12 protein-coding genes and 1 pseudogene are annotated in these 12690 nt (G+C 64.4%); 3 read left to right on the plus strand and 10 right to left on the minus strand.

Annotated features, from left to right (window positions below; all coding sequences use genetic code 11):
• Nucleotides 1–86 precede the first annotated feature (86 nt).
• From XH85_RS43725 to XH85_RS43735, 3 genes are read right to left on the minus strand one after another with little or no spacing between them, the layout of a single operon-like run.
• Complete coding sequence (locus XH85_RS43725; RefSeq protein ID WP_128936883.1) at nucleotides 87–1079, minus strand: SGNH/GDSL hydrolase family protein; 993 nt, start codon at nucleotides 1077–1079, stop codon at nucleotides 87–89.
• Nucleotides 1080–1091: 12 nt separating this feature from the next.
• Nucleotides 1092–1871 (minus strand): SGNH/GDSL hydrolase family protein, encoded by a 780-nt coding sequence (locus XH85_RS43730; RefSeq protein WP_128936884.1) that lies wholly within the window; start codon nucleotides 1869–1871, stop codon nucleotides 1092–1094.
• Nucleotides 1871–3127 (minus strand): OpgC domain-containing protein, encoded by a 1257-nt coding sequence (locus XH85_RS43735; RefSeq protein ID WP_128936885.1) that lies wholly within the window; start codon nucleotides 3125–3127, stop codon nucleotides 1871–1873. Before XH85_RS43735 ends, XH85_RS43730 begins: the two co-directional genes overlap by 1 nt.
• Nucleotides 3128–3322: 195 nt before the next feature.
• On the opposite strand from XH85_RS43735, the gene apaG reads away from it, so the two are divergent.
• Nucleotides 3323–3715 carry a Co2+/Mg2+ efflux protein ApaG gene (gene apaG, locus XH85_RS43740; RefSeq protein WP_128936886.1) on the plus strand — a complete coding sequence of 131 codons (393 nt, stop codon included), beginning with the start codon at nucleotides 3323–3325 and terminating at the stop codon, nucleotides 3713–3715.
• 294 nt (nucleotides 3716–4009) lie between these two features.
• Here apaG and XH85_RS43745 read toward each other — a convergent pair whose 3' ends face one another.
• The 3 genes from XH85_RS43745 to XH85_RS43755 all read right to left on the minus strand — a co-directional run bounded on the left by XH85_RS43745 (nucleotide 4010) and on the right by XH85_RS43755 (nucleotide 7290).
• The gene (locus tag XH85_RS43745) at nucleotides 4010–5017 is read right to left on the minus strand and encodes an Hsp33 family molecular chaperone (RefSeq protein ID WP_128936887.1); all 1008 of its coding nucleotides are present in this window, start codon (nucleotides 5015–5017) and stop codon (nucleotides 4010–4012) included.
• Nucleotides 5018–5158: 141 nt separating this feature from the next.
• Complete coding sequence (gene argF / locus XH85_RS43750; RefSeq protein ID WP_091884961.1) at nucleotides 5159–6082, minus strand: ornithine carbamoyltransferase; 924 nt, start codon at nucleotides 6080–6082, stop codon at nucleotides 5159–5161.
• Nucleotides 6082–7290 (minus strand): aspartate aminotransferase family protein, encoded by a 1209-nt coding sequence (locus XH85_RS43755; protein ID WP_164939712.1) that lies wholly within the window; start codon nucleotides 7288–7290, stop codon nucleotides 6082–6084. The genes argF and XH85_RS43755 overlap by 1 nt, the downstream gene beginning before the upstream one ends.
• A 468-nt stretch (nucleotides 7291–7758) precedes the next feature.
• Here XH85_RS43755 and XH85_RS43760 point away from each other — a divergent pair, with 468 nt between their 5' ends.
• Complete coding sequence (locus tag XH85_RS43760; protein ID WP_091885401.1) at nucleotides 7759–8271, plus strand: GcrA family cell cycle regulator; 513 nt, start codon at nucleotides 7759–7761, stop codon at nucleotides 8269–8271.
• A gap of 329 nt (nucleotides 8272–8600) precedes the next feature.
• Nucleotides 8601–9546, plus strand: a pseudogene (locus XH85_RS43765) (IS630 family transposase).
• A gap of 32 nt (nucleotides 9547–9578) precedes the next feature.
• On the opposite strand, the gene phoB reads toward XH85_RS43765, so the two are convergent.
• The 4 genes from phoB to pstA are packed head-to-tail and all read right to left on the minus strand — an operon-like array spanning nucleotide 9579 to nucleotide 12689.
• Nucleotides 9579–10286 (minus strand): phosphate regulon transcriptional regulator PhoB, encoded by a 708-nt coding sequence (phoB, locus tag XH85_RS43770; protein WP_008143479.1) that lies wholly within the window; start codon nucleotides 10284–10286, stop codon nucleotides 9579–9581.
• A gap of 14 nt (nucleotides 10287–10300) precedes the next feature.
• Nucleotides 10301–11017 carry a phosphate signaling complex protein PhoU gene (phoU, locus tag XH85_RS43775; protein ID WP_091884957.1) on the minus strand — a complete coding sequence of 239 codons (717 nt, stop codon included), beginning with the start codon at nucleotides 11015–11017 and terminating at the stop codon, nucleotides 10301–10303.
• Between the two features lie 11 nt (nucleotides 11018–11028).
• Entirely contained in the window at nucleotides 11029–11847 is an 819-nt protein-coding gene (pstB, locus tag XH85_RS43780; RefSeq protein ID WP_128936889.1) for a phosphate ABC transporter ATP-binding protein PstB, read from the minus strand.
• Nucleotides 11844–12689, minus strand: coding sequence for a phosphate ABC transporter permease PstA (gene pstA / locus XH85_RS43785; protein WP_128936890.1), 846 nt, complete (start codon nucleotides 12687–12689; stop codon nucleotides 11844–11846). Before pstA ends, pstB begins: the two co-directional genes overlap by 4 nt.
• Nucleotide 12690 lies beyond the last annotated feature (1 nt).

Consider the following 12690-nt stretch of genomic DNA (forward strand, 5'->3'; position numbering starts at 1 on the left):
TGCCCACCATTCACGATCACACTGCCGATAGATGGTGGGCACGGCGCGCGAAGAGCGCGCCTTTGCCCACCCTACGGCATTTATACCTACATCGGCCGATACGCGCGCACGTCGGCCGGCACGTTCACACCCAGCTTGATCTGGCCGACGGAGTGGATGATGTCGTCGCCGAGGAGCTGGGCGAAGCAGGCATAGCCCCAATCGTTCATGTGCAGACCGTCGGCGATGACGAAGCCCTCGACCGGGATCGCCTGCTTCTCGTGCCACTCGCGCATCACCTCGAAGCGCGGGAAGATGCCGACGTGACGGAGCTCGGCGACCTTGCCGAGCAGCTTCACCATCTTGCCGGCGCTCTCGGCGCGCTGGTTGACCGCCGGCGAATATTGCGGATCGACCAGCACGATGTCGGCGCCGCCCGCAGCCTGGATGCGGGAGATGCCGTCCTCGACCATCTTTGCGGTCTCGCCGGGATCGAGGTTGCGCAGCACGGCGTTGGTGCCGACCTGCCAGATCACCATATCCGGATGCACGTCGATCACCTGCGTCTGAAGGCGCTTCATCATCTCGGGCGCATCCTCGCCACCAACGCCGGCATTGACGACGGTGATGTCGGCAGTCGGATAATGCCGGCGCAGCTGTGCGGCGAGGCGGTTCGGATAATTGAACTCCGGCGAACTCGCACCGAATCCTGCTGTCGAAGACGAGCCGAACGCGACGATGACGACGGGCTGGCCGGCGACGAGCTTGCTTGCGACATGCGGCAGCGTGCCCATCGCCTTCGAGCCGCCCTTCGGCGGCAGGCAGGGCACGCGGCTGAAGATGTCGCCGGCGGACTTTGCGACCTCCTTCACCTTGTCGATGGCGCGCGCGGTGATGCCGCGCCGGTCGGGGGACGTCGCGGCGACAGTGGTTTGGGAGGACGGGGCGGAAGCGGGATCAGCCGGCTGCGCGGGCGCGGGCGTCGCCTGTGCGGCTTGCGTCTGCGCGCGCAGCTGCGAAGCGGGTGCCAGCACCAGCAGCATTGCTGCTGCGGGCGCAGCCAGCCATGACGTCAGACAAAAAGGGCGGAGAGAACTCATTAACGCTAGACCTCAATTTTGCTGCTGGGCCGGCTCCAGATGGGCAGCGTCGATCACGAATTGTGCCAACGCCCGGCCGAGGCAATCATGAACCTGTTTCGCCAGCTCAGGCCCGCGGGACGGGTTGAACAGGTCGAACTGGCCCTGATCATTCCACTGTCGCATGATCGCGAAACGGTCGAACAGCGGGATGTCGTGCTCCTGCGCCACCACGCGCATATTATCGAGAAAAGGCTGCGCCGCGATCATGGTTTCGGTACGCGGGCTGTACTGCAAATTCATCAAGACGACGTCAGCCCCTGTCTTTTGCAACGCAGTAACCCCTTCGGTTACTGCGCTGCGAAATTCGTCGGGATCGATGGATCGGATAGCATCCACGGTCCCGGTCTGCCAGATGACCAAAGTAGGCGTTTTTGCTTCCATCAGCTTAACGAAGGTGGCGGCGGTCTCCTGTGCCGTCCTCTTGCTCTGTATTTCTACGGAGACGTGCACCGCTTCCGAGGGCGGCAGCTTGTCCTTGAGGCTCACCTCCATGCGCGCCGGATATGAGCTGCTCTCCGAGGAAGGAATCGTGGTCGAGCGGCTGCCGATGACCAGAATCTCGAGCGGCTTGCCGGCCTTGACGGCGTCGGCGACCTTGGGAAGCCGGCTTTCGCTGGTGAGCAGATAGGGCGGCAATTCGCAGGCCGCGGGCGCGGCCGGAGCAGCAGACGCACCATCGCCCGCGCGCGCCATGGGCGCGGCGAGACCACCGCATAGCAGGATCAGGCTCAGGAGAACCTTCGCCTTCATCAGCCCCCTCCCGCCAGATCGGCGTTGCCGACGGCGTTTTTGGTTTTCGCACCGCTCTTGTCAGCCACGCTCTTGTACCACGAAATGACCCAGGCCACCCCCCACATGATCAGGATTCCGGAGAGACTAATCAACGCATGCATGGCTGCGCCGCCGGAGACCTCGGCCAGGATGAAATGGCCGGCGAAGGCCAGGAAGACGCCGAGACAGAAGATCTCGAGGGAATGCTGCCCACACAGGATCAGCGGCCGCAGCCAGCGCGATTTCAAACCCGGCCAGGTCCGCGGCAGGAAGCGCACGGTGAGCGCGGCCAGCGCCAGGAAATGGGTGAAGCGCAGCACGTCGAGATCGGTCTTGTCGATCGGATACATCCACTGTTCGATGCGCTTCGGCATGAGGTGACCGAGCTGCGGCACGTACCAGGTCAGCGTCACGTAGAACGCTGCGACCAGATAGGCGATCGCAATCCACATCGTCACCGGTGAGGCCAGAATGCGCGACATGCGTCGCGCACCTCCGAGCGCACACCATGCACCGAAGACGAAAAGCAATTGCCAGGCCAGCGGATTGAACGCCCAGAAGCCGTTCGGATAGGCCGAAAAGTAGAGGTCATATTCCCAGGTCACCGCGTAGAGCACGACCGAGAGGCCGAGCGTGACGTCGGGCTTCCACTTCATCGACCACAGGATCAACGGCAGCGCCAGCATCAGCACGATGTAGAGCGGCAGCACGTCCATGTTGACGGGCCGGAAGCGCAGCAGCAACGCCTGCACGATGGTGACGTCGGGCTGCTTGAGGAAATCCATGATGCCCATCTCTTCGGTGTAGAGCGGGTTTTCGAAGCTGGTCGCCACATAGGAAATCTCGGCGAGGAAGATCGTGAACAAGAAGACGTGGGCGACGTAGATCTGCCAGACGCGCCGCAGGATGCGCGCGGTGGCGATGACGACGCCGTTCTCCAGCATCGCCCGCCCGTAGACGAAGGCGGCGGTGTAGCCTGAGATGAAGATGAAGATCTCGGTGGCGTCGCTGAAGCCGTAATTGCGGATGGTGAACCAGGTCAGCAGGCTGGTTGGCAGATGGTCGATGAAGATCAGCCACAGCGCCAGCCCGCGGAACAGATCGAGCCGGAGCTCGCGCTCGCCGATGGCCGGCAGCGTGATGGCCGGCGCGGCGGCCCGCGGCTTGGTGCCTGCGGGTTTGGCACCCGCGGTTCCCGCGATCGTCGATCCCGTCACTTGGTCGGCAATGGTCATCGGGGGCCAAAACCCTTCCGCAAATCGCGACGTGCAATGGAGTTTACCGGTCCGGCCGTCGTCTCGCAAAGCGGCCAGATCACATAAGGGTGTCTTCCCTTGGGGGAGTCCTTCCCCGCGAATTCTGGCGGGACGATGTCGCCAAAGCCGCCTCCAGGGTTTGGTTCCCCGGGCGGATTTCGGTATGATGGCATCATGTACCGCGCCGTGACCCGCCAGATCGAAGTGACCGTCGAGCCGAACTTTGTTCCGGAGCAGTCGTCGGCCGACCGCTCCCGCTATTTCTGGTCCTACACCATCGTCATCACCAATTCCGGCGACGAGACCGTGCAGCTGAAGACGCGGCACTGGATCATCACCGATGCCTCCGGCCGCCAGCAGGAGGTGAAGGGCGAGGGCGTCGTCGGCGAGCAGCCGATCCTGGCTCCCGGCGAGCGCTTCGAATATACCTCCGGCGTACCGCTCACGACCGCCTCCGGCTTCATGACCGGCCGCTACCAGATGGTCAGCGAAAGCGGCGAGCGCTTCGAGATCGACGTGCCGACGTTCTCGCTGGACAGCCCGGACTACAAGCGGGTGTTGAATTAGGGGCGGTGCGGCGACGCCCACCGCTGTCATGCCCCGCCACCGGGTCTCGCCTTCGGCGAGCCCGATGACAGGCTCCGGCGAGTACGCCGCGGCCTATCGGTTCAATCAGCGCCGTCTCAGAGTACTGGATCGCCCGGTCAGGTGTTCAGGCCGGGCGATGACAGCGAGAATGAGGCGCGAGCGTGCCCCAAACTCGTCATTGCGAGGAGCCCTTGCGACGAAGCAATCCAGACTGACACCGCGGATGCATTTCTGGATTGCTTCGCTGCGCTCGCAATGACGGGAAATGGAGGCCTACGCGTTCTCCACGCCCGCCTCGTGCGGCGTGAACTGGTAGACCGACGAGCAGAACTCGCAGGTCACCACGACCTTGTCGTCCTTGACCATCGCGGCGCGATCGTCGGACGAGAAGCTCTTCAGCATGGACGCCACCGCATCGCGCGAGCAGGAGCATTGTGCCTTCAGGACCTGTGGATTGAACACGCGCACGCCGCGCTCGTGAAACAGGCGGAACAGCAGCCGCTCACCGGACAGCTCGGGATCGATCAGCTCGACGTCCTCGACGGTCTCGATCAACGAGCGCGCCTCGACCCAGGCGTCGTCTTCCGCGACGCTGTGCACCTCGGTGCCTTCGGGCGCGTTGCCGGGATGCAAATCGGCCTGCCGCGCGCGCTCCGGCGCCTTCGGCAAAAACTGCATCAGCATGCCGCCGGCGCGCCAGCGATGCTTGCCGCCATCGCTACTGCGCCATTCCTCGCCGACCGCGAGGCGCACGCGCGTCGGGATCTGCTCGGAGCGCAGGAAATATTCGTGGGCGGCCTCTTCGAGGCCGCCGCCGTCGAGCGCGACCAGGCCCTGGTAACGGCTCATGTCGGGGCCCTGGTCGATGGTCATGGCGAGATGGCCGCGGCCGAGCAGCGTCCCTGAATCCCTGGCGTCACCGAGGCGCGCAGCATCGAAGCGCGCATAGGCGCGCAGGCGATCCGGCGCCATGTAGTCGACGACCAGGAACGATACCGGACCGTCGGTCTGGGCTTGAAGGATGAAGCGGCCCTCGAATTTCAGCGCCGAGCCGAGCAACGTCGTCAGCACGATGGCCTCGCCGAGCAGCTTGCCGACGGGAGCGGGATAATCGTGCTTGGTGAGGATGTCATCGAGCGCCGGGCCGAGCCGCACCAGGCGGCCACGCACGTCGAGCGCATCGACCTCGTAGGGCAGCACGGCGTCATCGATCGGAACTGCTGATGGCGCGCGAACCGGGCCTTCTAGCCCGGTTTTCATGTCAGGGGATTGGAAAACCATGGCGCTCTATCTGGGGTCGGAGGTGAGGGATTGGAAGGGGTGCGAGGCGGCGTGTTCCGGATGCAGCTATGAGTGCACACGATCCTGCAAATTCGGTGCCGTCCTGGCGAAAGCCAGGACGACGATCCAGATCCGCCCCGCCTACTTCACCGCGTCAAAGCACCAGGCCAGAATGCCCTTCTGCGCGTGCAGGCGGTTTTCGGCCTCGTCGAACACGACCGATTGCGGGCCGTCGATCACGTCATCGGTGACCTCTTCGCCGCGGTGGGCGGGCAGGCAGTGCATGAACAGCGCATCGGACTTGGCCAACGACATCAGCTTGGCATTGACCTGGTACGGCTTGAGCACGTTGTGACGGTGCTCGCCCTCCTTGTCGCCCATCGACACCCAGGTGTCGGTGACGACGCAGTCGGCACCGCGCACGGCGGCCTCCGGATCGGTGCCGAGCACGATCGGCGCATTGGTCGTCTTGATCCAGTCGCGCATCGCCTTTTTCGGGGCGAGCTCCGGCGGCGTTGCGACGTTGAGCTGGAATTTGAAGCGCTCGGCGGCGTGGGCCCAGGACGCCAGCACGTTGTTGTCGTCACCGGTCCAGGCCACCGTCTTGCCCTCGATCGGACCGCGATGCTCCTCGTAGGTCATGAGGTCGGCCATCACCTGGCAAGGGTGTGAACGGCGCGTCAGGCCGTTGATGACGGGCACGGTCGCATAGGCCGCAAGCTCCAGCAGCGCCTCGTGATTGAGGATGCGGATCATGATGGCGTCGACATAGCGCGACAGCACACGCGCGGTGTCGGCGATGGTCTCGCCGCGGCCGAGCTGCATTTCGGCACCGGTGAGCATGATGGGCTCGCCGCCGAGCTGGCGCATGGCGACGTCGAACGACACTCGCGTCCGCGTCGAGGGGCGCTCGAAGATCATCGCCAGCGTCTTGCCTTCGAGCGGCCTGACCGGCTGATGCGCCTTCTGCTTCGCCTTCATGGCGGAGGATGCGGCGAGCATGCGCTTGAGCTCCGACAGCGGGAGCTCGTTGATGTCGAGGAAGTGCTTTGGCGACTTGCTCATCAGCTTGCCGCCCGCTTGGTCTGACCGGACGAGATCGCCGTGCAGGCGCGCTCGAGCCGCCCGATGCTGTCCTCGATCTCGGCTTCGGTGACGATCAGAGGCGGCAGGAAGCGCACGACATTATCGCCGGCGCCGACGGTGAGCAGCTTTTCGTGGCGCAAGGCGGCAACGAGATCACCCGAAGGCACGACCGCCTTGATGCCGATCAGGAGACCCTCGCCACGCACTTCGCTGACGACATCAGGATGGCGATCGATCACGGAGGCGAGCTTCTGCTTGAGCAGCAGCGACATCTTCTGCACGTGGTCGAAGAAGCCGGGCTTGAGCATGACGTCGAGCACGGCGTTCGCAGCGGAAATCGCGAGCGGATTGCCGCCGAAGGTCGAGCCGTGCGAGCCGGGTGTCATGCCGGAGGCCGCTTCCGCGGTCGCAAGGCAAGCACCGATCGGGAAGCCGCCACCGAGCGCCTTCGCCAGCGACATCACGTCGGGCGTGACGCCGAAACGGCGATGCGCGAACAGATCGCCGGTGCGGCCCATGCCGGTCTGCACCTCGTCGAACGCGAGCAACAGGCCCTTCTCGTCGCAGAGCTGACGCAGCGCCTTGAGGAAGGCGGGTGTCGACGAACGCACACCGCCCTCGCCCTGGATCGGCTCGATCAGGATGCCGGCGGTCTGCGGACCGATCGCCTTCTTCACGGCCTCGATATCGCCATGCGGGACCTGGTCGAAGCCGTCCATCGGCGGGCCGAAACCTTCGAGATATTTTGCCGAGCCCGTCGCAGCCAGCGTCGCCAGCGTGCGGCCGTGGAAGGCACCCTCGAAGGTGATCATGCGATAGCGATCGGGATGGCCCTTTGCGGCGTGATAGCGCCGCACGACCTTGATCACGCATTCCAGCGCTTCAGCGCCGGAATTGCAGAAGAACACGAAGTCGGCGAAGCTTTCGCTGCACAGGCGCGCCGCCAGTTTCTCACCGTCCGGGCTTTGGAACAGGTTCGACATGTGCCAGAGCTTGGTCGCCTGCTCCTGCAATGCCTTGACCAGCGCGGGATGAGCATGGCCGAGCGCGTTCACCGCAACGCCCGACGTGAAATCGAGATAGCGATCGCCATTGGTCGCGATCAGCCAACAGCCTTCGCCGCGCTCGAAACCAAGGTCGGCCCTGGCGAAAACGGGAAGCAGATGCGGCGCGGCGCTGTTGGTCATGACCATCACTTGGATGTTGCATTTGAATGTTGAGACCTGCCTGGCGTGCCTTGCGCAGCGCACCATTGATCGGTCCGGAAAACGAAACGTGCCGCCTTTTAAGGGCGGCACGCGCCACTATCTTATGCCTGGCAAGACCGGTGTCAATGCCGCCTGGAAAGCCTCGCGAAACGCTGAATCCGTAGTCTTGCGGTGCCGATTTTGCGGGGTTTTCACCACGGAACATGTGGAAGCGAGTCGGCGGACTCTTGCGCGGGAGTCACGCCATATTGTAGCGTTTGGCCTGTCAGATACGACATCTCGTGCAGCGGTTCTGATCCTCTAAGTCCTCATGTACCGGCGTAAACGTTCGGGCGTCAGTAGCGCGCCCGGCGAGCCTTAAGGGATTCTGGCGGCACGGGTTTTTCAAGGCTTAGGCATTCGCTGTGAGGCCCCAGGATGGTGGCGCGCAGCGAGGGAAAGGGTGCAATGACGGTTTTGACCTGGTCCGACGATCGCGTCGAGCAGCTGAAAAAGCTCTGGGAGGCCGGACTTTCGGCCAGCCAGATCGCGGCCGAGCTCGGCAATGTGACCCGCAATGCCGTGATCGGCAAAGTGCACAGGCTCGGCCTGTCGGGCCGCGCCAAGAGCCCATCTTCGGCCGCGCCGCGGCCGCGCAAGGCGCGCCCAGCACAGCACATGATGCGGGTGACCCGGCCGATCTCGCGCGGCAACACCGCGCTGGCGCAGGCCTTCGAGGTCGAGGTGGAGGCCGAACCGGTCACCTACGACAACGTGGTGCCAATGAGCCAGCGGCTGTCGCTGCTGGAATTGAACGAGGCAACCTGCCACTGGCCGGTCGGCGATCCATCGAGCCCGGATTTCTTCTTCTGCGGCGGCAGGGCGCTGTCCGGCCTGCCCTACTGTGCCCAGCACTCGCGCGTGGCGTATCAGCCGGCCGCGGATCGGCGGCGGGCGCCGGCCAAGCCGAGCACGCGGTGAGTTTGTTCTGAGACCAGAAATGAGCCGTCGTGCGATCGCGGCTCTACAAATCCGATGTCGTCCCGGACAAGCGCGCCTCAAGCGCGCGTAGATCCGGGACCCACAGCCACCGCAAGCTGTGGCTACGGGGACTCGGAGTTACCTTTTTAGCGCAACAATCACTCCCTGTGGCTATGGGTCCCGGATCTGCGCTTACGCTTGTCCGGGACGACAGTGAGAGTGTGGCAGCCGCCTGCTAGAGCATCCGCCGAGCTGAATGAATCGAAAGGGATTCCCAAATCAGCTGTGAGGTGATTCAAACTGCCTGCCGGGGCTGGAGGCCGGCGGGCATGTCGAAGGCTCTTTCGCTGGATCTTCGAGTTAGGGTTCTGGCCGCGGTGAAGGCGGGGGCATCGCACCGCGAGGCAGGTGAACGGTTTGGGGTGAGCGCGGCAAGCGTGAGCCGGTGGGGAATGCGCGAGCGCCAGCAGGGTGATGCACGCCCGAAGGCGCTCGGTGGAGACCGCAGGTCCGGCCGCATCGAGGCGCACAAGGAGACGATCCTTGCGATGCTGAAGGCGACGCCGGATGTCTCGATCGAGGAGCTGCGCCGGAGCCTGGCCCAAAAGGGGCTGGTGTTCGGCGAAGGCACACTCCGTCGCTTCCTGATGCGGCACGGCATCACGCGCAAAAAAAGACCGCACACGCCAGCGAGCAGGACCGGCCGGACGTCGTAAAGCGGCGCCAGGATTGGCTCGAGGGCCAGCCTGCGCTTGATCCCAAGCGCCTCGTCTTCATCGATGAGACCTGGGCTTCGACCAATATGGCCCGCCGCTACGGCCGCTGTCCGCGTGGAGAGCGGCTGAAGGTCGGGATCCCCACGGCCATTGGAAGACCACGACCTTCGTGGCCGGAATCACCTCCAGCGGCATCATCGCCCCCTGGGTCCTCGACGGACCGATCAATCGCGACGCCTTCGAAGTCTATGTCGAGAAGGTTCTCATCCCCGACCTTCCGCCAGGCGCCATCGTCGTCATGGACAACCTGTCCAGCCACAAGGGACCAAGGATCCGCCAGATGATCGAAGCTGCGGGTGCAAGCCTGCTCTACCTGCCTCCCTACAGCCCCGACTTCAATCCGATCGAGAATGCCTTCGCCAAGCTCAAGGCACTCTTGCGTCAGGCCGCAGAACGAACCGTCGACGGCCTCTGGAGCGCGATTGGTCGCATCATTGATCGCTTCACATCAATGGAATGCCGCAACTACTTCATCGCCGCAGGATACGCTGCAACATGATCGGCGGATGCTCTAAAGCAACACCGCCTAACTTACGTCTGCTCCGCCTTTGCAAACCGATCATCCAGCGCATAGCCGGCGCCGCGGACGGTGCGGATCGGGTCCTGCTCGCGGCCGAGATTGAGCAGCTTGCGCAGGCGGCCGATATGGACGTCGACGGTGCGCTCGTCGATATAGATGTCGCGGCCCCAGACGCTGTCGAGCAGCTGCTCGCGCGAGAACACGCGGCCGGGATGCTCCAGGAAGAACTCCAGCAGGCGATATTCGGTCGGGCCGAGATCGATCGGCCGGCCAGAGCGCGCCACGCGGCGCTTGTCGCGATCGAGCTCGATGTCGCCATAGGCGAGCACGGTGGCGAGCCGCTCCGGGCTTGCCCGTCGCAAGAGCCCCTTCACGCGCGCGAGCAGCTCCGGCACCGAGAACGGCTTGACGATGTAGTCGTCGGCGCCGGTCGCAAGACCCCGCACCCGCTCGCTCTCCTCGCCGCGCGCGGTGAGCATGATGATCGGGAGTTGCTTGGTCTCGGGACGGGTGCGCAGCCGCCGGCACAGCTCGATGCCTGATAGTCCCGGCAGCATCCAGTCGAGCACGATCAGATCGGGGATGTGTTCCTTGAGGCGGGTGTCGGCGTCGTCGCCGCGCATCACCGTCTCCACGTCATAGCCGTCGCCTTCGAGGTTGTAACGGAGAAGCTCGGTGAGAGCTTCCTCGTCCTCAACCACCATGATGCGTGCGCCCATGTTGTCGTCGCTCCCTAGGTATTCGGTACCGTCGTGGCGAAGGTCGTCATGTCGCCCTTCGGCCGCTTGTCGGTGATCGCCTGACCCTCGATCATGTAGAACACTGTTTCGGCGATGTTGGTGGCGTGGTCACCGATCCGCTCGATGTTCTTGGCGCAGAACATCAGATGGATGCAGAACGAGATGTTGCGCGGATCCTCCATCATGTAGGTGAGGAGCTCGCGGAACAGCGAGGTGCAGATGGCGTCGACTTCCTCGTCGCCCTTCCACACCGCCATTGCCGCCGGCAGATCATGCGCGGCATAGGCGTCCAGCACCGACTTGACCTGCTGCTGCACGAGGTCGGTCATGTGCTCCAGGCCGCGGAACAGTTTTAGCGGATGGAAGTCCGTCTCCAGCGCCGCAACGCGCTTGCCCATGTTCTTGGCGAGGTCGCCGATGCGCTCGAGATCGGTGGCGACGCGCATGGCGCCGACGATCTCGCGCAGATCCACCGCCATCGGCTGGCGGCGGGCGATGGTGAGCACGGCGCGCTCCTCGATGCGTTTCTGCAGCGCGTCGAGCTCGGCGTCGGTGGTGACGACGCGCTGGCCGAGCGCGACGTCGCGGCGGATCAGCGCGTCGACGGAATCGACGATCATGCGCTCGGCGATGCCGCCCATCTCGGCGACCAGGCGGGTGAGCTCCTGGAGGTCGGTGTCGAAGGCCTTTGCGGTATGTTCAGTACCCATTTCCCGTCTCCTCAGCCGAACCGGCCGGTGATGTAATCCTGCGTACGCCGGTCGCTCGGCGACGTGAAGATCTTGCTGGTGTCGTCGAACTCGATCAGTTCGCCGAGATACATGAAGGCGGTCTTGTCGGAGACGCGCGCCGCCTGCTGCATGTTGTGGGTGACGATCGCGATCGTGTAGTTCTCGGACAGTTCCTGGATCAGCTCCTCGACCTTGGCGGTCGAGATCGGATCGAGCGCCGAGCAGGGCTCGTCGAACAAGATCACTTCAGGCCGCACCGCGACCGTGCGGGCGATGCAGAGGCGCTGCTGCTGGCCGCCGGAGAGCGACAGGCCCGAGGCGTTGAGCTTGTCCTTGACCTCGTTCCACAGCGCGCCGCCGCGCAGCGCCTTCTCGACCCGGTCGTCCATCTCGGACTTCGAGATCTTCTCGTAGAGGCGGATGCCGAAGGCGATGTTCTCGTAGATCGTCATCGGGAACGGTGTCGGCTTCTGGAACACCATGCCGACGCGGGCGCGCAGCAGATTGAGGTCGAGCTTGGGATCGAGGATGTTGGTCTGGTCGAGCATCAGCTGACCGGTCACGCGCTGGCCCGGATAGAGGTCGTACATCCGGTTGAAGATGCGCAGCAGGGTCGACTTGCCGCAGCCCGACGGGCCGATGAAGGCCGTGACGCGGTTGGTGCCGAGCGTCAGGTTGATGTTCTTCAGCGCGTGATGCTCGCCGTAATAGAAGTTGAGGTTGCGCACCATCACCTTGGCGGGCGCTTCCGGCAGCGGATGCGAGGCCAGGTGACCGTTGGAACTCACGGATACGGACAGGTCGGTCATTTTGCGGTCCTCTCGGCGCCGAGGATGCGGGCGCCAATGTTCAGGGCAAGCACGGTGAGCGTGATCAGCAGTGCGCCGCTCCAGGCGAGCTGCTTCCAATAGGCGTAGGGGCTCTGCACGAAATTGTTGATGGTCACGGGCAGGTTGGCCATCGTCTTGTTCAGGCCGAGGCTGAAGAACTGGTTCGACAGCGCGGTGAACAGCAGCGGCGCGGTCTCGCCCGCGACGCGGGCGGTGGCGAGCAGCACGCCGGTGATGAGGCCGGAGCGCGCGGCGCGGTAGGCGATGCGCTTGATCACCAGTGAGCGCGGCAGGCCGAGCGCGGAGGCCGCCTCGCGCAGCGCGTTCGGCACCAGAAGCAGCATGTCCTCGGTGGTGCGCAGCACCACCGGGATGACGATCACGGCGAGCGCGAGGCTACCGGCGATCGCCGAGAAGCCGCGCATCGGCACCACAACGGCGCCGTAGATGAACAGGCCGATGATGATCGAGGGCGCCGACAACAGGATGTCGTTGATGAAGCGGATCACCGAAGTCAGCTTGTCGTTGCGGCCGTATTCGGCGAGATAGGTGCCGGCGAACAGGCCGAGCGGCGCGCCGATGCCGACGCCGAGCACGGTCATGATCAGCGAGCCGACGATGGCGTTGAGCAGGCCGCCTTCGGACGCGCCGGGCGGCGGCGTGTTCTCAGTGAAGACCTGGAGGTTCAGGCCGCTAAGGCCGTTGTAGAGCAGCGTGATCAGGATCAGTGCGAGCCAGGTGACGCCGAAGACGGCGGCGGCGATGCAGAGCCCGCGGATGACGACGTCGGTGCGGCGGCGGCGTGCGTAAATCGGGTTCATG

The organism is Bradyrhizobium zhanjiangense, assembly GCF_004114935.1.
GTDB classification, from domain to species: domain Bacteria; phylum Pseudomonadota; class Alphaproteobacteria; order Rhizobiales; family Xanthobacteraceae; genus Bradyrhizobium; species Bradyrhizobium zhanjiangense.